Below are 19,152 nucleotides of genomic sequence, written 5' to 3' on the forward strand. Positions count from 1 at the left end.
GACGTCGGACTGCCGCCTCCCGGACCTCCCGGACCTCCCGGTCTCCCGTCAGCCGCAGGCGAGCGCGGCGTGCGCGACGTCGGCGGCGAACTCCCGTCCGTCGCCCCCGGCGCTCACGTGCGCCGACCCGGCAGCGACCGACGTGGACCGGACCGCGAACGCCTGGTAGGCGCTCGCCCCCGGCGCGACGCCCGTGACCGTCCGGGTGCCGAACGGCGTCGTGAGGGTGATGTCCGCCGGGACGGTGTCGTCGTTCGTCGCCCGGACCGCCACGTAGGCCTTGCCCGCGAGGCAGCGCGGCTCGACCACGGTCGAGATCGCGAGCTCCTCGGGCGCCGGCTCGACGGAGACGCCGTCGCCGACGAGCTCGAACAGGTTGACGTTGGCGATGTAGTGCGTGCCCGTCGCCCGGAAGACGAGGACGAGCGTGATGGGTCCGCCCGGGTCGGTCACGGGGGCGTCGAACCACCGGTACGACTGTCCGCCGCCGGTGCTGGTGATCGGCACCGAGCCGATCAGCGCGCCGTCCTTCGTCCCCGCACGGAGCTCGAGCGTGCCGCCGATGCTGCTGGAGGCCATGCGGAAGCGGACGGTGTCGATGCCCGCGAGGTTGACGTCCGCGTAGCTGATCGACGCGCCGTCCTTGAGCCAGCCGACGTTGAGCCCGCCGCCGATCGAGTCGCCCGTCGGCTCCGTCCGGACCGTCGAGTCGGCGTGCTCCGCCTCGATCAGCGACGGCTGCAGGCGCACGCTCGTGCGCGCCTGGGCCAGGTTGCGCACCTCGCCGTCGTGCCCGCCGCGGGCGTACACGACCTCGAGCTCGTACCGCAGGCGGTCCGTCGGCCCCGCGTCCTCGGGCCGCTCCATCGTGACCAGGCCCGAGCAGCCGTCGGTCGGCTCGCCGCGCCACGTGCGGTCGCCCGCCGTGACGACCAGGCGGGCGCGGACGTCGGCGCAGTCGGCCCCTGGGTCCGCGACCGCGGCCTCGTACCGCACGGCCCTGCCGAACGGCACGACGCCCCCGAGCGGCGGGTCGCTCAGCGTGATCTGCGGTCGCTGACCGCTCGGGCTCGCGAACCGCACGCTCTTCCAGGGCTCGGCGTTCCCCGCGGTGTCGGTCGAGCGGTACTCGACGACGTGCTCGCCGTCGCCGCTCACCGTCACGGTGCCGTCGTAGGCGACCTCGTCGCCGCCGTCGACCCGGACGGTCGTCGCCGCCACGCCGGACGTGGCGTCCGTCGCGTCGAGCGTGACCGAGACGTCTCCGGTGAAGGTGTCGCCCTCGGTCAGCGCCGTGAGCTCGGCGATCGTCGCCGGCGCAGTCCCGTCGACCTGGACCACGACGGTGCCGCGGTTGGAGACGTCCTCGCCGCGCACGGCCCGGAACGCCACCTCGTAGCGCCCGTCCTCCTCGAAGACCACCGGGTCGGTGTACGGGGTCCAGGCCCCGGTCGCTCCCGCCTGGTACTCGACCGCGTCGCCTGCCGGCGACGCCAGGGAGAGGGTCACGGCGTCGCGGTACCAGCCGCCGGCCTCCGGCTCGGCCGGGGAGACCTCGGCGACCGGCGTCGGCACGACGAGCGGCGGACCGCCTGCCGCACCCTCGCCGACGACGTCGAACCAGTTGAGGTTGAGCAGGTACCCGTCCGCGCCCTTGAACAGCAGCACGAGGTCGAACGTGCCGCCCGGGTCGTCGACCGTGGCCTCGACCCAGTCCCAGGCCTGGAAGCCCCCGGTCCGCGGCACGGCCGCGGTCCCGAGCAGCTCGCCGTCGGCGGAGTCCTTGCGGATCTCGATGCGGCTCGTGTCGTTCGGCGACGCGACCCGGAAGCGCAGGGCGTCGACGTTCGCGAAGTTGAAGCCCTCGTACGTCATCGCGCTGCCGTTGCGGATGAACCCGACGTTGAGGTCGCCGCCGAGCGGGTCGGCCGTCGCCTCGCTGCGGACCTCGGCGCCGAGCGTGTAGTGCTCGGCCTGCTTGCGCGCGGGCTGCATCGCGACGACGTCACGACCGGTGAGCGGCGCGACGACGCCCGCGGGGGAGCCGCCGTCGGTGTACCGGGCCTCGATCGCGTAGGTGATGCGGTCGGTGTCCGTGTGACCGCTGTCGGGCTCGAGGACGAACGAGCCGGAGCAGCCGAACGCCTCCTTCATCGGGTGCCCGTGGTCGTCGTGGCCGAGGATGAGCTCGACCGTGATCTTCGAGCAGTCGATGTCGCCGGCGGCCGTGGAGCCCTCCTCGGCGTCCGTCACCGCGACCTCGAAGTCGACCGTGTCGCCGTAGGTGAAGACGGTCCCGTGGGCGGGCCACAGGACGTCGACCTCGGGCGCCGTGTTGCCCACCGAGATGCTCGTGTTCGCGGTCCCGGTGCGGCCCTGGACGTCCGTCACCGTGAGGACGGCCGTGTAGTCGCCCTCGGCCGTGTACGTGTGCGTGGGGTTCGGGTCGGTCGACGTCGCGCCGTCGCCGAAGTCCCACGCGTAGGTGAGGTCGCCGCCCTGCGGGTGCGCGGTCCCCGCGCTGGAGAACTCGACCACGAGCGGGACGCCGCCCGACCGGGGCGTCGCCGTGACCTTCGCGAGCGGCCGGTCGTTGCCTCCCGTGTAGTCGATGCGCACCACCTGGGCGTCGGGGTTGTTGCCGCCGAAGCCGGAGCCCCACTCGATGAGGTACATCGCGCCGTCGTGCTCGCCGAAGACCATCGCGTGCGGCCGGGTGAGCTGCATGGACGCCAGCACCCGGGTGATGTCCGTCCTCGCGCCGGCCTCGTCGAGGTGCAGCTGGTAGAGGCGGTTCTGGCCCCACTCGTAGAAGAAGGGCTTGTCCGCCATCGACCGCGGCCACTGGCGGTCCGACTCGAGCGTCTCGTCGAACGTGTACGCCGGGCCGCCCATGGGCGCGCCGCCCGTGCCGACGTCCGGGTCGCGCAGCGAGCGCCCGTACGACGTCAGCGGGTCGATGACCGGGGGGAGGTTCGCGAGCCCGGTGTTGTTGGGGGAGTCGTTCACCGGGGCGGAGCAGTCGAACTCCGCGCCCGCGACGTTCGTCGCGTAGTCGAAGTCGACGTACGCGCCCCCGCCGTGGCAGTACGGCCAGCCGTAGTTGCCCGGCTCGGTCATGACGTTCCACTCGACGCGGCCGTCGATGCCGCGGGCGTCGGCGACGCTCGCGTCAGGCCCGTAGTCGCCGAGGTAGACGGCGCCCGCCTGGTCGACGGCGAAGCGGAACGGGTTGCGCAGGCCCATGGCGTAGATCTCGGGACGGATCTTGGTCGTGTCCTGCCCGGCGGCCCACTCGGTGTCGACGAGGTTGCCCGGCGGGACCGTGTACGTGCCGTCGTCGGTCGGGGTGATCTGCAGCAGCTTGCCGCGCAGGTCGTTCGTGTTGGCCGAGCTGCGCTGGGCGTCGTAGACCTCGCTGCCGGGACGCTCGTCGATCGGCGCGTAGCCGCCCGGCGCACCACCGGGCGACGAGTCGTCGCCGACGGAGATCCACAGGTCGCCGTCGCCGTCGAAGTCGAGGTAGCCGCCGGAGTGGCAGCACTCGTCGCGCTGGTGCGGGATCTGGAGCAGGATCTTCTCGCTCGCGAGGTCGAGCGTGTCGCCCTCGAGCGTGAACCGGGACAGCCGCTGGTGCGGTGCGTCGATCAGGTCGCCGTGCGGCGTGTAGAAGAGGTAGACCCAGCCGTTGGTCGCGAAGTCGGGGTCGAGCTCGATGCCGAGCAGGCCGTTCTCCTGCGCGGAGTGGACCTGGAGGCGGCCCGCCGTCGACGTCGTCCCGGTGACGGGGTCGATGACGCGCAGCTGGCCTGCGCGCTCGATGTACAGGACACGCCCGTCGGCGGCGACCTGGAGGCCCATCGGGCTCGCCACCTCGTCGTCGAGGACGACCTTCTGGTAGTTGGCGTCGATGGTGCCGCCGCAGTCGTTCGACGCCGCGCCGGTCGCCCAGAGGATCCCGCCGGTCAGGTGCTCGACGAACGCGGGCTCCACGAAGCTCTCGGGAGTGTGCCCGAGGCCGGTGTACCAGGAACGACCGCCCTCGTGGTACTGGCACCAGGCGAGCGGGTGGTCGGCGCCCATGCCGCCGCCGGAGTACGACGTCTCGTCGAGCGTCAGGAGGACGTGCACGTCGCCCCGCGGGTTGTCGCCGAAGTTGTACCACTCGTCGGTCCGCTCCCAGCGCTGCGGCAGGTGCGCGGTGGACGGGTGGGTGCGGTCCTCCACGTGGAGGGCGGCAGGCTGGACGGCGGGGTGGCCGCTGAAGTACGCGCCGACGAGGTCGCCGTACCAGGGCCAGGTGTACTCGGTGTCGCTCGCGGCGTGCACCCCGACGTAGCCGCCACCCGCACGGATGTACTCCTCGAACGCGGCCTGCTGACCGTCGTCGAGCACGTCCCCGGTGGTCGACATGAAGGCCACCGCGTCGTAGTTCGCGAGGTTCTCGGGGGTGAAGGCGGCGGCGTCCTCGGTCGTGTCGACCGCGATGCCGTTCTCGAGGCCTATCGCCTCGATGGCGGCGACGCCCTGGGGGATCGAGCCGTGGCGGAACGCGGCCGTCTTGGAGAAGACGAGCAGGCGTTGCTCGGCCTCCACCGGCGCCGGGGGTGGGGTGGGTCGTCGGCCGCCGCCGCGGGCGGCGCGAGGAGCGTGCCGACGACGACGAGCGAGAGGGACGACACGAGCGCCAGAGCGCGTCGGACTGGTTGCATGGCGATCGACACCTTTGTGATCGGAACAGCGTGACGACCGCGATAATGTCAATCCGCTGAACTATCCACAAGGCCTATTGTGCGCATTCGCCGAACAATTTCCGTGGAAACCGATGTCGATACCGATAGCTGGGCTCGTCGGCCCCTCCCGCGCAGATCAGCCGCGCGACGCGACCTGCTCGCGGACCTGTCGCTTGGCGCGGGTGAGCATGCCGTTCATGCCGCCGATGCGCAGGGGGCTGACGGCGCGTGTGAGGCCGATCGACATGGGGAAGTCGTCGGGGACGTCCAGAACTTCCTGGACCGTGAGACCGGAGAGGCCCTGCGCGAGGATCGACGCGAAGCCGCGCGTGGTCGGCGCCTCGGCGGGCGCGGTCGCGAAGAAGTGCACGACGCCGTCGCCGTCGACCTCCGCGAACGCACGGACGGGCGACTGGCACTCCTCGATGCGCTCGAGCAGCCCCGGGGCGCTCGCGTACCGCTCCGGGAGGTCGGGGAGCTCGTTCGCGAACTCGAGCAGCAGCTGCAGCCGCTCACGCTCGGGCAGCGCGAGGAAGTCCTCGCGGATCTCCGCGAGGGACGCTGGCAGGGACGGCGAGGAGTCGGCGGAAGAACTCATGGTGTCGATCCTCGCACCGGCACGCGGTGTCGGGGGAGAGGTCCCACGGTGCGGAACGCCGACGGCGCGCGGCCCGGTCCCGTCAGGGAGACCCGGCCGCGCGCCGTCGGGCACGCGGGGCGTGCGGTGCGTCAGCCGAGCGACGCGGGGGCCTCGCCGGCCTCCTCGCCCTTGACGATGGGCACGCGCACGGCGTTGCCCCACTCCGTCCACGAGCCGTCGTAGTTGCGGACCTTGTCGAAGCCGAGCAGGTACGTCAGCGCGAACCACGTGTGGCTCGACCGCTCGCCGATGCGGCAGTACGTGACGACCTCGTCGTCGGTCGCCAGGCCGAGGCCGCCCTCCTGGTAGATCGCCTCGAGCTGCTCGCGCGACTTGTACGTGCCGTCCTCGGCGACCGCCGTCGCCCACGGGACGTTGCGCGCCGTGGGGATGTGGCCGCCGCGGAGCACGCCCTCCTCGGGGTAGTCCGGGATGTGCAGGCGCTCGCCCGTGTACTCCTGCGGGGAGCGGATGTCGACGAGCGGGCCGTTGCCGATGTGCGCGAGGACGTCCTCCTTGAACGCGCGGATCGTCACGTCGTCGCGCTCGACGACCGGGTACTCGACGCCCTCGGGCTCCGGGGCGTCCGTCGTGGTCTCGCGGCCCTCGGCGATCCACTTGCCGCGGCCGCCGTCGAGCAGGCGCACGTCCTCGTGGCCGAACAGCGTGAAGACCCACGCGGCGTACGCGGCCCACCAGTTGTTCTTGTCGCCGTAGACGACGATCGTCGTGTCGCGCGCGATGCCCTTGCTGCCGAGGAGCTGGGCGAAGCCCTTGCCGTCGATGTAGTCGCGCGTGTCCGGGTCGTTGAGGTCGGTGTGCCAGTCGATCTTCACGGCGCCCGGGATGTGGCCGGTCTCGTAGAGCAGGACGTCCTCGTCGGACTCCACGACGACGATGCCCGGCTGCCCGAGGTGCTCGGCGAGCCAGTCGGTGCTCACGAGCCGGTCGGGGTGGGCGTACTGCGTGATCTTCTCGGTGGTGTCGAGCGGTGCAGGCATGGGTTCCTCCGTGCGCGGGCTGATGGGCCGGTCCGAGCGTCAGGCTAGGTCGGGTGTCCGCATCACGGAAGCGCCGTCGCGCATGGTGAGACGGTGTAACGCGCGGCCCGACCCTCCTCGGTCCAGCGCCGCCTCCGTCGGGCAGACTGGCGGACGTGACGTCCTCCGTCCCCGCCCGGATCCTGCGCGCGGTCGACCTCCTCGACCTGCGCGGTGGCGAGCGCGTGCTCGAGATCGGGCCGGGCCCCGGCGTCGCCGCCGAGGTGGTGCTCGCGCGCCATCCAGGAGTGCGGTACGTGGCGCTCGACCGGTCCGCCACGGCGGTCACCCGGACGACGGCGCGCAACCGCTCCGCGGTCGACGACGGCCGGCTCGTCGTGCGGGAGGGCGACGTCGCCGAGCCGGGCCTCGCGGACGCGCTCGGCGGGCCGTTCGACGTCGCCTTCGCGGTGAACGTCAACGTCTTCTGGACCCGGACGGCGCTCGCGGAGGCGAGCGCCCTCGCGGGGCTGCTCGTCCCGCGCGGTGCGCTCTGGCTCGTCTACGAGACGCCGCACGGCGACGACGACCTGCGCGTCGTCGACGCGGTCCGGGCGTCGCTCGCCGTCCCGGGGCTGGGCGAGCCGGTCGTGGTGCGCGACGGCGTGCTCGTCGTCGGCGCCCGCCGCACCCCGGCCTGAGCGGACCTATCCCAGGAGCTCGCGCGACGCGTCGCCGAGCGCCTGGTCGAGGAGGCCGAGGCCGACGTCGAGCTCGTCCTCGGTGATGGTGAGCGGCGGGGCGATGCGGAAGACGCCGCCCATCCCGCGCAGCTGGACGACGTTCATGTGCAGGCCGAGCTCGAGCGCGCGACGTGTGACGAGCGCGCCGAGGGCGTCCGCGCCCTCCTTCGTCCCGCGGTCGAGGACGAGCTCGATGCCCTGGAGCAGACCTCGACCCCGCACGTCCCCGATCACGGCGTGGCGGTCCTGGAGGTCGAGCAGGCCGGCGCGGAGGCGGTCGCCGAGCACCCGGACGCGGGCGTCCATCCGCTCCGTCTCGAGCACGTCGAGCACGGTGTTCCCGACCGCCGCGACGAGCGGGTCGGAGACGTGCGTCGTGAAGAAGAGGAAGCCGCGCTCGTGCGCGCGCTCCTCGATCTCCGCGCTGGTCACGACGGCCGCGAGCGGCAGGCCCGCGCCGAGCGTCTTGGAGAGCGTGAGGATGTCCGGGACCACGGGCTCCTCGTCCGGCCGTCCCTCGAACGCGTACCAGGAGCCGGTCCGGCACAGTGCCGTCTGCGCCTCGTCGAGGATCAGCAGCATCCCGCGCTCGTGGCACTTCTCGCGCAGCGCCGCGAGGTAGCCCGGCGGGAGCTCGACGATCCCGCCCGAGCTGAGGATCGGCTCGACGATGCACGCGGCGAGGCTGCCCGTGGACTGGACGTCGACGAGGTCGAACGCGAGGTCGAGCTGACGGCGCCAGTCATGGTCGCCGTCCGGGGTCAGGTGGTCGGGGCGGTAGGCGTTCGGGACCGGGATGACGAGGTTCCCGGGCGCCGTCGGGCCGTACCCGCGGCGGCCGGCACTGTACGTCGCGGCGGCCGCCGCGTGCGTCATGCCGTGCCACGACCCGGCGAGCGAGACGACCTCGTGCCGGCCCGTGACGAGCTTGGCCATCCGGATCGCGGCCTCGTTCGACTCGGCGCCGGTCGTGAGGAGGAGGACCTTCTCGAGCGGGTCGGGCAGCGTGTCGGCGAGGCGGCGCGCGAGGTCGACGACGGGCCGCGAGAGCATCCCGCTGAACAGGTGGTCGAGCGTGCCCACCTGCCGGCGGACCGTCTCCACGATCGCCGGGTGGCTGTGGCCGAGGATCGCGCTCATCTGTCCCGAGGTGAAGTCGAGGATCCGGCGACCCTCGGCGGTCGTGACGAAGCTGCCCGCCGCGCTCTCGACGATCTCGGGCGTGAACGGCCCGCCGTACCGCACGAGGTGCTGGTCGACGTCGGACCAGAAGCGACCGGGGGAAGTCGCCGGCGCTGCAGGCTCCGGGGGAGCGGCGGCAACGGCGGCGGTGGGCGGGACGGCAGTCATGTCCCGAGCGTAGAGAGCGCCCCTGTGCGCGTACAGCACCGGTTCTCGTACAGTCTGTGCAGGTATTCCCGACAGTGGTCCGGACGACGAGGAGGACCGTGCTCAACGCCGCGCGCCTGGAGATGCTCAGCCGGCTCGAGAGCCTCGGGACCGTGCGCGCCGTCGGCGCGTCGTTGCACCTGAGCCCGTCCGCCGTCTCCGCACAGCTCGCCGCGCTCGAGGCCGAGACCGGCGCGAGCCTGCTGGAGCGGTCGGGGCGTCGTGTCCGGCTGACGCCCGCCGGGCGCACGCTCGCGCGCCACGCACGGGTGATCCTCGACCAGATGGCGCTCGCCGAGGCCGAGCTCGCGCACCCCGACGGAGAACCCGCGGGCACCGTCCGCGTCGCCGCATTCTCCAGCGCGGTACGCGCGCTGGTCATCCCGCTCGCGCAGCGACTGGCGCGGGAGCACCCGCAGGTCGGGATCGACGTCGTCGAGCTCGACCCGCGGGAGAGCGGCCCGGCGCTGCGGCGCGCGGACGTCGACGTGGCCGTCACCGCCGACCTGCTCGAGGGAGCCCGCCCGACCGGCCCCGACGTGCGGACGGTCCCGCTGCTCGACGACCCGATCCTCCTCGTGGCACCGTCGGGCGCGTCGTCGGGCGCGTCGTCGGAGCAGCCGACGGGCGCGGTGGACCTGGCCGCGCTCGCCGACGCCTCCTGGGCCTCCGACCTGCCCGGCACCTACCTGTCGACGCTCGTCGAGAGCGTGTGCCGCGGCGCCGGGTTCGAGCCCCGGGTCGTCGCGCGCCTGCCGAGCCACGAGCTGCTGCTCGCGCACGTCGAGGCAGGGCTGTCCGTCGCGCTCCTGCCCGGGCTCGCGGTCGTCGACCGGTACGGCGTCGTCGCGAGGCCGCTCCGCCCGGCCCGCACCCGCCACGTGTACGCCGCGGTCCGCCGCGGCGCGCCGACCACTACCGCCACCGAGCTCGTGGTCGCCGGGCTGCGCCGCGCCGCGCGCGCCCACCTCGCGCCGACCTGACCGCGGCCTACACTGGCCGCACCATCGCCCGACGAGGCCGGAGACCCCATGCCGCGGACGTCAGAGCCGGCACCGCGCGTGGGTGCGCCCGTGCCCGGACACGATGCGCGCGGGCCGGAGGTCCGACGCGACGCACGCTCCGTCCGGGCCGCGTACGCGTCGTTCCTCGACAGCGGCATCCCGCCCACCGACGTCGACCCGGTCGTCGCCGCCTCCTGGTCGCGTTCCGTGCGCAACGGTGTCGATCCCGACCGCCCGTACACCGAGACATCCTTCTCGGGCGACGACCTCGCCGCGTACCGCGACGCCGACCCGCTCGCCGCCCTCATGCCGGTGGTGCGCGAGCTCGTCGTCGACGTCGCGGCGGACGACGGCCTCGTCGTCGCCGTGTCCGACGACGCCGGCCGGCTCCTGTGGGTCGAGGGCAACCGGGCCGTGCGCGACGAGGCCGCGCGCGTCGGGTTCGTCGAGGGCTCCGTCTGGCGCGAGGACCGGGCGGGTACGAACGCACCGGGCACCGCGCTCGCCGCCCGCAGCCCGGTCCAGGTGCTCGGCGCCGAGCACTTCGCGCGTCCCGTGCAGGCGTTCAGCTGTGCGGCCGTGCCGATCCACGAGCCCGGGACCGGGCGCGTCCTCGGCACGCTCGACGTCACCGGTCGCCGCGGCGCGGCCGCGGGCGCCGCGGTCCTGCCGCTGCTGGGCGCCGCCGTCCTCAGCGTCGAGCGCGAGCTGGCCCGTGGAGCCATCGCGCGCCGGGCAGCCGCAGGCCCGACCGCGGCACCGGCCGGGGAGCGCGGCGCGCGCGTCGCCGAGCTCGACGTGCTCGGCACAGCTCCGGTCCTGCGCCTCCGGCGAGGCGTCCGGCACAGCCTCCCGCTCCTGCACGCCGAGATCCTCGTGCTGCTCGCCGCGCACCCGCAGGGCCTGTCGGCCGACGAGCTCGCCGTGCTCCTGCAGCCCGGCATCCCCTCCGGCGCCGCGATCCGGGCCGAGGTCGCGGCGCTGCGCCGCGTCGTCGGCCCGCTCGTCGTCGGGTCGCGGACGTACCGCCTCGGGCGACCCCTGCTCACCGACGCAGACGCCGTCCGCGACCTCTTCGCCGTCGGGGACGTCCAGGGCGCCCTGCGCCGCTACCGCGCACCGCTGCTCGCCCGGTCCACGGCCCCGGCGGTCGAGGCGCTGCGCTTCGCGCTCGCCGCCGAGGTCCGGGCGGCCGCCGTGTCGTCCGGCGACCCGGACTCGCTCGACGCCTGGACCCGCACCGACGACGGCGCCGAGGACCGTGTCGCGTGGGTACGGCTCGAGCACGTGGCCGACCACGGCAGCCCGCTCTGGGCGCGCGCCCGTGCTCACGCGGAGCTGCTCGACGGCGAGCGCGCCTGACGGTACCGATCCCCGCGGGCCGTTCGGGTCCGTGTACCGTGTGCGCCGGGCGCCGCGTCTCTCGCGATGCGCCCTGCAGCCGGACGGCTTCCCTCAGGGGTCGGCTCCTCCTGCTTCGGCACCGCACCCGAGAAGGAGCCGCATGACCGTCGCCGCGCCGCCCACCGTCGACGACGTCCTCGGGTTCGAGGCCCACCGCGGCCGGTTCACGGGCAACGACCACCACGTCGTCGCCACGCTCGAGCTGCGTGCCCGCGGGTACGACGTCGTCGCCGCGCCGACCGCCCAGAGCATCGCCGTCGACGAGGCCACGGGCGCCAGCAGGGTGGCCTTCGAGGGCCGCACCCTCCGCGCGATCGCCGCCGACTGGGCCGAGCCCGGTGGGCGGCGGCGCGAGTTCGCGCCCCTCTCGACGACGGGTGCGGCCACGCCCCGGGAGGCGCTCGACGCTGCCACCGCGTCGTGGCCCGTGGGGGCGCGGGGCTATCTCGCGGGCACGTGGACGGTCACCTACGGAGCGCGCGTCCTGACGCTCCTCAAGGAGGCCGCGGGCCTGCGCGTCTCCGACGCCCTCGTCGGCCTCACGGACGCGGCACCGTACCTGTCGGCGATGTACTTCGGCCCGCAGGCGGCCCACGTCGGGATCGACCTCGCGGTCCTGCGGGTCGACGACCTCGAGCCGACCGACGCCGTGCTGCGGACCTCGCTCGCCCGCGGCTCCGCCGAGGAGTCGCTCACCGTCGGCTGGGGGGCGCAGCCGGAGACCACGGAGCGGGGCGTGCAGTTCCTGCAGCGCGAGGTCGGGGTCGGGGCTCGTTGGCAGGAGCGCAACGCGGCGCTCGCCGCCGAGCTCGCCGCCGTCGAGGCCGGTCCGGGCACGACCCCTGCGGCCCGTGCGGCCGCGGCCGACGAGCGCACCTGGCTCGAGGCCCAGAGCCGCCGGCTCGCCGATCTCGCGACCTGGCTCGGGGCCGTGATCGCGGGCGACGCGACGCGCGCACCGTGGTGGCTGCGCCCGCGCGAGGCCGCCGCACCGCGCTCGAGCAGCCCGCGCGCACTCGTCGAGAACTGGCTCACCGAGCACCCGCCGGCCCTCGCCGGGACGCTCGCGATCGGCCCCGGATGGTACGAGGACGACGTGTCGTACCTGCCCGTCTGGGGCGCGCGCGAGTTCCTCACCGAGGGACGCGCAGGGTTCGCCCGCCGCGACGACGTCGTGCTCTTCCTCGACAAGCGCACCGGCGAGGTGCGCGTCGACACCCACACGGCGAACGTCGAGCGCATCGCGGCCATGGCACCCGTCGCCGTCGACGCCTGAACCGACGGCGACGGCGTCGACTCAGAACGTCCAGGCGTCCTCGACCGTCGTGTAGACGACGTCGACGTGGTCCCAGTCGACCGAGACGCTCATCGTGAGGTCGGCGGGGTCGCTCACGCCGAACCCCTGCTTCCAGCTGATCGACTGTCCCGGCAGCAGCGGGGCCGTGGGCGCGCCGCCGTAGCCCTGGCCGGAGTCGTAGACCTCCTCGCCCGCAGCGCCGGCGCTCGTGATCTGCGTGTACCCGGACGACGTCCACGTCGTGCTCGTCCCGTTCGTCACGGTGAACGTGAAGCTCAGGTACGTGGGGAAGTCGCCCACCGCCGCCCACTCGCTCGGGGTGAAGTAGCCGTCGTTGGTGACGGTGAGGGTGAGCCCGTCCTCCCACTCCATGGGCGTGCCGAAGGACGTCACGGGGTTCTTCGTGGCGGCCTCCGCCTCGTCCTTGCCCGTCGTGTACCCGGCGTCGTAGCCGTCGCGGAACTCCGCGGTCCGTTCGGACAGGAAGTCCGTGCCGGCCCGGGCGCCGGTGGTGGAGCCGTGCTCGTACCCGAGGTCGTAGCCCTCCTGGTAGGTCCCGATGAGGGTCGCCTCCGGGTCGGCGCTCGCGGGCGTGGTCCGGGTCGTGGCGGTGGACGAGGTGTCGGCGCCGGGGGACGCGGGGGCCACGACGCCGCACGCCGTGAGGGACGCGACGAGCGAGAGTCCGGTCGCGACGGTACGGAGGGTGCGCGGGCGGACGGACAGGGGCTGGGTGTACGGGGACATGGTGGTTCTCCTTCTCGGGAGTGCTCAGTGGCGGGGGAGACGCAGGAGGTTGTCGGACTCGATGCCGTTCGCGACGGTCGCGATGTAGCGGGTGCCGCGGGGGCTCACGCGGGCGACGACGTCGGCCTGGTTGTGGGTGACCTCGTCGAAGGTGCGGAAGCGCTCGCCTCGGCGGATCGCGGCGTGCACGTTCTCGCGGGTGCCGGCGCGCAGCGGGCCGGTCGTGGTGGTCGAGTAGCGGACCTCGACGACGTGCTCGTTGGCGGTACCTGGGTGCGCGACCCGGACGGAGCGGATGAACGGCATGGTGGCCTCCTCGTGGCTGGCTGGCTGGCTGGGTTCGGGTTCAGCTCTCGACGACGTGCTCGACGGGCGGCGTGCGGTCGGGCGGGGCGCTGAGCGACACGCAGCGCGGGCACAGCCCTCGTCCGTCACGGAGCGGGTAGATGAGCCCGCACCGGCACCGCACGTGGCTGACCTGGTTCATGCGTTCCTCCTCGTGTCGCTCTCGACCGCCGTGGTCGGGCAGGAGGAGACTTGCAGCAGGGATCGCGGGCGGACACGAGGAATGGCGATAAGGGCCTATATCAACGCCCCGGCGCAGAGGGAGCGGCAACTCGCTAGAGTCGGGCCGACCGTCCGTCCGAAGGTCCACGTTCCGAGCGAGGAGGCCCCGTGCCCATCCCGACCGCATCGCTGCTCGCGGACCTGCGGCTGACCCTTGCGGACGTCGCGGAGCTCGCTCGCGTCCGGCGGCCGGTGGTGTCCGTCTGGAGGCGGCGGCACGCGAGCGGCCCGACGCCGTTCCCCGCGCCGGTCCCTCCGTCGGTCCAGGTGCCCGGCAGCGCGCCCGCCATGACCCGCCCCGACCCCCTGCGGTTCCGCGCGTCCGACGTGGCGGACTGGATCGAGGCGAGCGGCCTCGGGAACAACCGCGCCTTCCGCGCTGACCTGGCGCTGCGGGCCGTGCTCGACGACGCGGCCGGCCCGCCCGACGACGTCGCCTTCCCGGGTCTCACCGCGCTGCTGCGGCTCCAGGCGTACGCGTCGGAGCCGCTCGCGTCCCTGGATACCGACGAGATCCTCGACCTGGCCGACGAGCTCGACCCCGACGACGACGCGCTCTACGCCGAGGTCGAGGCGCTGGGTGCGCACGTCGAGCGGTTCGGCGCGCTCGCCGACCTCGCCGCCGGGTCCGCGTACACGCCGGGTGCGGCGGTCGAGGCTCTTCTCGCGGACCGGTTCCGCGCGGGCCGTCCCGAGCTCACCCGGTCGGCGCTCGCCCCGGCAGCGCTGGCGCTCGTCGCCGACCTCGCCGGGTCCGTCGTGGGTGACCGCGCGGCGTCGGGCATCACGGTGGCGAGCGCCGTCGCGGACCCGCACCCCGGCTGCGGCGACCTCGTAGCCGCCGTCCTCGGGCGCGGCGAGGTCGTCGAGACCCCGACGGCCTACCTCCCGCCCGGGGACGCGCACCGCCTCGCGCGGCGCCGGCTCGGGGCGCACGGCTGGTCGGTGCGGACGCTGGAAGCCGAGGATGCAGCCGGGTCACGCGATGGCGAGCTGCCGCTCGTGGTGACGCAGGTGCCGCCGGTCGGCTCGGGCGTGCTCGACGACGTCGCCGTGCTCGAGGCCGTGGAGGAGGTCGTGCTGGGTCTCGCGCGGGGTCAGCACGCGCTCGTGGTCGGGCCGGCGAGCGCACTGGTCGACGCGTCGTCGACGCCCGAGGCGGAGTCGGTGCGCTCCGCACTGCTGCGCACGAACCGCCTGCGCGCCGCGGTCCTGCTTCCGGCCGGCCTCCTCGTGGAGCGCTCGCGCGAGCGCCTCGCGCTGTGGGTCCTGGGGGACGGCGACCCGGACGTCGACATCGCGGACCGGTGGACGATCGTCGCCGACCTCTCCGGGGTCCCGCCCGTGGCCGGGGCGTTCCCGCGCGCGGTGGTCGAGGACCTCGCGACGGACGTCGTCGCCGCGCTCGGCACCCGGGACGACGTCGCGCGGCACGCGTTCCGGTTCGCCCGGTTCGTGTACACACGGGAGGTGCTGGCGTCCCGACGCGGCCTCGTGGAGGTCGCGCGCCCGGTCGTGCGGGGCGCCCGCGACGACGGCGGCGCGGCGGCCGTCCGTCTGGGTGAGGTCGTCGGGCTGCTCGACGGCGCCCCACGGCCCCCGCTCGACGTGCGCGTCGAGCGCGGTGAGGCCCGGGCGGTGCGCCGCGCACGGCTGGGAGACCTGGTCGAGCGCGGCGTGGTGCGGCGTGTGCCGGGGAACCGGCTCCGCGAGGCCGACGTGCGGGCGCCGGGAGCCGATCCCGCGCGCGAGTCGCGCGTCCTCGGCGTCCCCGAGCTGTTCGGGGACACGGAGGTCGGGGCTCGGGTCGTCGACCGCTTGGAGTTCGCCGCGCGCTACCCCGCGGGTCGTGTCACCGAGCCGGGTGACGTCGTGTTCTGCACGTCGCCGCGCCCCGCCGCCGTCGTCGACACCGCCGGCTTCTCCGTCGTCGCGTTCCCCGCACGGGTCCTGCGCGTGCGCGGGGCGGAACCGGACCACCCGCGACGACCGGACACCGCGCGGGGCGCCGTGCGGGACGAGGCGCCCGACGCCGTCGGGCCCGGGCGCCTCGTGCCCGACGTGCTCGCGCGCGACGTCGCGGCGCAGGCCCGCGGGTCGTCGTGGCGTTCGTGGGAGGTGCGGCTCGTGCCGGCCGACGAGGCGGACGACGTCGCGGCGGCCCTCGTGCAGGTGCGCGCGCGGCAGGCCGCAGCCCGGCTCGAGCTCGCGCGGCTCGAGGAGCTGGAGCGGGTGCTGGTCGACGGCGTCACGGCCGGTGTCATACGTATGCGCAAGGATGAGCCCGGCTCGTGAGCAGGGCTGTTCACGAGAACCATTCGAGGAAGCGAGCTGAAGTGCCCCCGAGGACGAAGCAGGCGGTGGCGACGCCGAGCACGGCGACCACCATGAAGGAGCTCAAGGACACGCTGTGGAAGGCCGCGGACAAGCTCCGCGGCTCCATGGACGCGAGCCAGTACAAGGACGTGGTCCTCGGGCTCGTGTTCCTCAAGTACCTGTCCGACGCGTTCGAGGAGCGCCGCGCCGCGATCCTCGCCGAGTGCGTCGCGGACGGCCTGAGCGAGGAGGACGCGCAGCCGCTCCTGGAGGACCCGGACGAGTACCGCGGGTCCGGCGCGTTCTGGGTCCCGACGCGTGCGCGCTGGGGCTACCTCGCGCAGCACGCGAAGGGTCGTGCCGCGACCCTGGAGGAGCACGACGCGTCGATCGGCGAGCTCGTCGACGACGCGATGGTGCACATCATGGGGTCGAACCCGTCGCTCGCCGCGACCCTGCCGACGATCTTCAACTCGAACAGCGTCGACCAGCGCCGGCTCGGCGAGCTCGTCGACCTGTTCAGCTCCGCGCGGTTCACCGGCGTCGGCGCGATCCGCGCGCGCGACGTGCTCGGTGAGGTGTACGAGTACTTCCTCGCGAAGTTCGCCGCCGCCGAGGGCAAGCGCGGCGGCGAGTTCTACACGCCCCCCGGCGTGGTGCGCGTGCTCGTCGAGGTGCTCGAGCCCTACTCCGGGCGTGTGTACGACCCGGCTTGCGGCTCCGGCGGCATGTTCGTCCAGGCGGAGAAGTTCCTCGAGCGCCACGGCGCCGACCCCCAGGCGATCTCCGTGTACGGGCAGGAACTCAACGAGCGCACGTGGCGCATGGCGAAGATGAATCTCGCCGTCCACGGTCTCACCGGCCAGCTCGGCGCGCGCTGGGGCGACACGTTCGCGCGTGACCTGCACCCCGACGTGCAGATGGACTACGTCATGGCCAACCCGCCCTTCAACATCAAGGACTGGGCCCGCACCACCGACGACGCCCGCTGGCGGTACGGCGTCCCGCCTGCCGGGAACGCCAACTACGGCTGGATCCAGCACATCCTGTCCAAGCTCGCCCCCGGCGGCTCCGCCGGCGTCGTCATGGCCAACGGCTCCATGTCGTCCAACTCCGGCGGCGAGGGCGACATCCGCGCCCAGCTCGTCGAGGCCGACCTCGTCTCCTGCATGGTCGCGCTGCCCACGCAGCTCTTCCGGTCGACCGGCATCCCCGTGTGCGTGTGGTTCTTCGCCAAGGACAAGGCGGCAGGGGAGCGCGGCTCCGTCGACCGCACAGGGCAGGTGCTGTTCCTCGACGCGCGAAACCTCGGCCACATGGTCGACCGCGCCGAGCGCGCACTGTCCGACGACGACATCGCCAAGATCGCCGGCACGTTCCACGCCTGGCGCGGTACCAAGTCCGCGGTCGACCAGGGGCTGACGTACGAGGACGAGCCCGGTTTCGCCTACTCCGCCAGCCTGGCCGAGATCAAGGACGCCGGCTACGCCCTGACCCCCGGGAGGTACGTCGGCGCCGCCGAGGTCGAGGACGACGGCGAGCCCGTCGAGGACAAGATTGCACGGTTGACGAAGGAACTCTTCGAGCAGTTCGAGGCGTCGGCCCGGCTTGAGCAGGTCGTCCGCGAGCAGCTGGGGCGCGTCAATGGCTAGGGCCACGACGACCGGTGGTCGAGAGGCAACGACAGCGGTGATCCCCGGCAAGTACGCCTTCAGCATCGGAAATCCGGGGACCCCGCCGCCAGATGGATTCGCGTGGCGAGCACTCTCAGACTTGGCTCGCCTGGAGAGCGGCCACACACCGAGCCGAGCCAAGCCCGAGTACTGGGACGGTGAGATTCCTTGGGTTGGCATTCGAGACGCGACCGGGAATCACGGGCTTACCATCCGCGACACTGCGCAGCACGTCTCGCAGCTCGGAATCGAAAACTCCTCGGCTCGGGTGCTCCCGGCCGGAACGGTCTGCCTTTCTCGCACCGCATCCGTCGGGTACGTCGTGACGATGGGTGTCCCGATGGCAACCAGCCAGGATTTCGTCAACTGGGTATGTGGGCCGGAACTGGATCACCGGTATCTGCACTATCTCCTGGTGGGCGAGCAGGAGAGCATCCGGCGGGTCGCGTACGGCTCTGTCCACGCGACGATGTACTACCCAGACGCCAAGGCGGTGCACGTCTGTGTTCCGGACATCCGCGAACAGGGCGCGATCGCGGATGTCTTGAGCGCACTCGACGACAAGATCGCGGCAAACAACCGCCTCGCCGCCACTGCCGACGACCTCCTCCGGCTCTCAACTGAACGGCTCGCGATCTCGGGTGCCCTTGTTCCCCTGAGCTCAGTGGCACGGTTCGTCAACGGCCGAAACTTTACGAAGGACGCGTCCGGAACCGGACGCATGGTGATTCGGATCGCCGAACTCAACTCGGGCCGCACTGGCTCTACGGTCTTCAATGACGTTGACGCCAGTGATGACAACACCGCCCGGCCTGGCGACATCCTCTTTGCGTGGTCCGGTTCGCTGACGCTTCGGCGTTGGTTCCTCGACGAAGGCGTGGTGAATCAGCACATCTTCAAGGTCTTGCCGAACGACGGCGTTCCGCAGTGGCTCGCGCACCAGCTTGTCCTGCAGAAGCTCGCTGAATTCAAAGCGGTCGCTGCTGACAAGGCGACGACGATGGGCCACATCCAGCGCAAGCATCTGGACGAGATGGTTCGACTTCCACGCGCGGCAGATGTCCGTACCCACGATCGAGAACTGTCCGCGCTGTGGGACCGCGCACTCCTGGCTGAACGCGAGAACCTGACGTTGGCGGCGACGCGCGACATGCTGCTGCCGCAGCTCATGTCGGGGAAGCTGCGGGTGCGTGAGGCAGCGGAGATGGCGGGGCTGTGAGCGCGCCGACCGGCCCGACGGCCCCGTCGCGTCGCGGCTGCCCGGTGTGCGGGCGTGCGCTCGCCGCGAACCCGGACGGATCGTGGCCGCCGCACCTGGACGCGGGAGGTACCGCGTTCTGCGCCGGCCCCGCCCGCCGCGCGGGGCGACAGACCTCGGCGGGCGAGGCTGCGTCGTCGGGCACCGGAGCCACCGGCTACCCGGGCCAGGACGCTCTGGCCGAGACCCCGCGCCGTCGTACCCGGGACGAGACCGACGCCGACCGCCCGGCGTACCTCGAGCGCCGGGAGGCGCGGTTCCGCGAGCGCGCGATCCTCGACCTCGACGACGCCCCGGCCGGCGAGGACCTCGACGACACGCTCTACCGCGCCCGCGAGTCCCGCGGCGGCCTCCCGACCCTGGGGAGCCGCCGCCGGTAGCCGCCGAGCGCTGCTGTTCTG

General features: G+C 73.3%; 15 protein-coding genes. 8 read left to right on the plus strand and 7 right to left on the minus strand.

Features of this window, described 5'->3' with window-relative positions; all coding sequences use genetic code 11:
- Positions 1–48: 48 nt before the first annotated feature.
- The 3 genes from ACMXGY_RS06895 to ACMXGY_RS06905 all read right to left on the minus strand — a co-directional run bounded on the left by ACMXGY_RS06895 (position 49) and on the right by ACMXGY_RS06905 (position 6,374).
- Entirely contained in the window at positions 49–4,596 is a 4,548-nt protein-coding gene (locus ACMXGY_RS06895) for a ThuA domain-containing protein (protein ID WP_483776115.1), read from the minus strand.
- 273 nt (positions 4,597–4,869) lie between these two features.
- On the minus strand, positions 4,870–5,331 hold the full coding sequence (locus ACMXGY_RS06900) for a SufE family protein (RefSeq protein WP_483776116.1): 462 nt from the start codon (positions 5,329–5,331) through the stop codon (positions 4,870–4,872).
- Between the two features lie 131 nt (positions 5,332–5,462).
- Positions 5,463–6,374: a sulfurtransferase gene (locus tag ACMXGY_RS06905; RefSeq protein WP_483776117.1), complete on the minus strand. Its 912-nt coding sequence runs from the start codon at positions 6,372–6,374 to the stop codon at positions 5,463–5,465.
- A gap of 155 nt (positions 6,375–6,529) precedes the next feature.
- Here ACMXGY_RS06905 and ACMXGY_RS06910 point away from each other — a divergent pair, with 155 nt between their 5' ends.
- Positions 6,530–7,054: a class I SAM-dependent methyltransferase gene (locus tag ACMXGY_RS06910; RefSeq protein ID WP_483776118.1), complete on the plus strand. Its 525-nt coding sequence runs from the start codon at positions 6,530–6,532 to the stop codon at positions 7,052–7,054.
- 6 nt (positions 7,055–7,060) lie between these two features.
- On the opposite strand, the gene ACMXGY_RS06915 is transcribed toward ACMXGY_RS06910, so the two are convergent.
- Positions 7,061–8,446, minus strand: coding sequence for an aspartate aminotransferase family protein (locus tag ACMXGY_RS06915; protein WP_483776119.1), 1,386 nt, complete (start codon positions 8,444–8,446; stop codon positions 7,061–7,063).
- Positions 8,447–8,544: 98 nt separating this feature from the next.
- Between ACMXGY_RS06915 and ACMXGY_RS06920 the strand changes: the two genes are divergently transcribed.
- The 3 genes from ACMXGY_RS06920 to ACMXGY_RS06930 all read left to right on the plus strand — a co-directional run bounded on the left by ACMXGY_RS06920 (position 8,545) and on the right by ACMXGY_RS06930 (position 12,169).
- Positions 8,545–9,468, plus strand: coding sequence for a LysR family transcriptional regulator (locus ACMXGY_RS06920; RefSeq protein ID WP_483776120.1), 924 nt, complete (start codon positions 8,545–8,547; stop codon positions 9,466–9,468).
- A 90-nt stretch (positions 9,469–9,558) separates the two neighbouring features.
- Positions 9,559–10,851 carry a transcriptional regulator gene (locus tag ACMXGY_RS06925; protein ID WP_483776121.1) on the plus strand — a complete coding sequence of 431 codons (1,293 nt, stop codon included), beginning with the start codon at positions 9,559–9,561 and terminating at the stop codon, positions 10,849–10,851.
- A 142-nt stretch (positions 10,852–10,993) separates the two neighbouring features.
- The gene (locus tag ACMXGY_RS06930) at positions 10,994–12,169 is read left to right on the plus strand and encodes a hypothetical protein (protein WP_483776122.1); all 1,176 of its coding nucleotides are present in this window, start codon (positions 10,994–10,996) and stop codon (positions 12,167–12,169) included.
- Positions 12,170–12,190: 21 nt separating this feature from the next.
- Here ACMXGY_RS06930 and ACMXGY_RS06935 read toward each other — a convergent pair whose 3' ends face one another.
- The 3 genes from ACMXGY_RS06935 to ACMXGY_RS06945 are packed head-to-tail and all read right to left on the minus strand — an operon-like array spanning position 12,191 to position 13,424.
- A complete protein-coding gene (locus tag ACMXGY_RS06935) occupies positions 12,191–12,937 on the minus strand; it encodes a hypothetical protein (RefSeq protein ID WP_483776123.1) in 747 nt (248 codons plus the stop codon).
- 24 nt (positions 12,938–12,961) lie between these two features.
- The gene (locus ACMXGY_RS06940) at positions 12,962–13,243 is read right to left on the minus strand and encodes a DUF3892 domain-containing protein (protein ID WP_483776124.1); all 282 of its coding nucleotides are present in this window, start codon (positions 13,241–13,243) and stop codon (positions 12,962–12,964) included.
- 40 nt (positions 13,244–13,283) lie between these two features.
- Complete coding sequence (locus ACMXGY_RS06945; protein ID WP_483776125.1) at positions 13,284–13,424, minus strand: hypothetical protein; 141 nt, start codon at positions 13,422–13,424, stop codon at positions 13,284–13,286.
- 188 nt (positions 13,425–13,612) lie between these two features.
- Between ACMXGY_RS06945 and ACMXGY_RS06950 the strand changes: the two genes are divergently transcribed.
- From ACMXGY_RS06950 to ACMXGY_RS06965, 4 genes are all read left to right on the plus strand, one after another.
- Complete coding sequence (locus ACMXGY_RS06950) at positions 13,613–15,799, plus strand: hypothetical protein (protein WP_483776126.1); 2,187 nt, start codon at positions 13,613–13,615, stop codon at positions 15,797–15,799.
- Between the two features lie 92 nt (positions 15,800–15,891).
- A complete protein-coding gene (locus ACMXGY_RS06955; protein WP_483776807.1) occupies positions 15,892–17,472 on the plus strand; it encodes a class I SAM-dependent DNA methyltransferase in 1,581 nt (526 codons plus the stop codon).
- Complete coding sequence (locus ACMXGY_RS06960) at positions 17,465–18,712, plus strand: restriction endonuclease subunit S (RefSeq protein WP_483776127.1); 1,248 nt, start codon at positions 17,465–17,467, stop codon at positions 18,710–18,712. The genes ACMXGY_RS06955 and ACMXGY_RS06960 overlap by 8 nt, the downstream gene beginning before the upstream one ends.
- Positions 18,709–19,131, plus strand: coding sequence for a hypothetical protein (locus ACMXGY_RS06965; protein ID WP_483776128.1), 423 nt, complete (start codon positions 18,709–18,711; stop codon positions 19,129–19,131). Before ACMXGY_RS06960 ends, ACMXGY_RS06965 begins: the two co-directional genes overlap by 4 nt.
- Positions 19,132–19,152: the final 21 nt, after the last annotated feature.

This window comes from Cellulosimicrobium sp. G4 BAM 1002 (assembly GCF_057126935.1).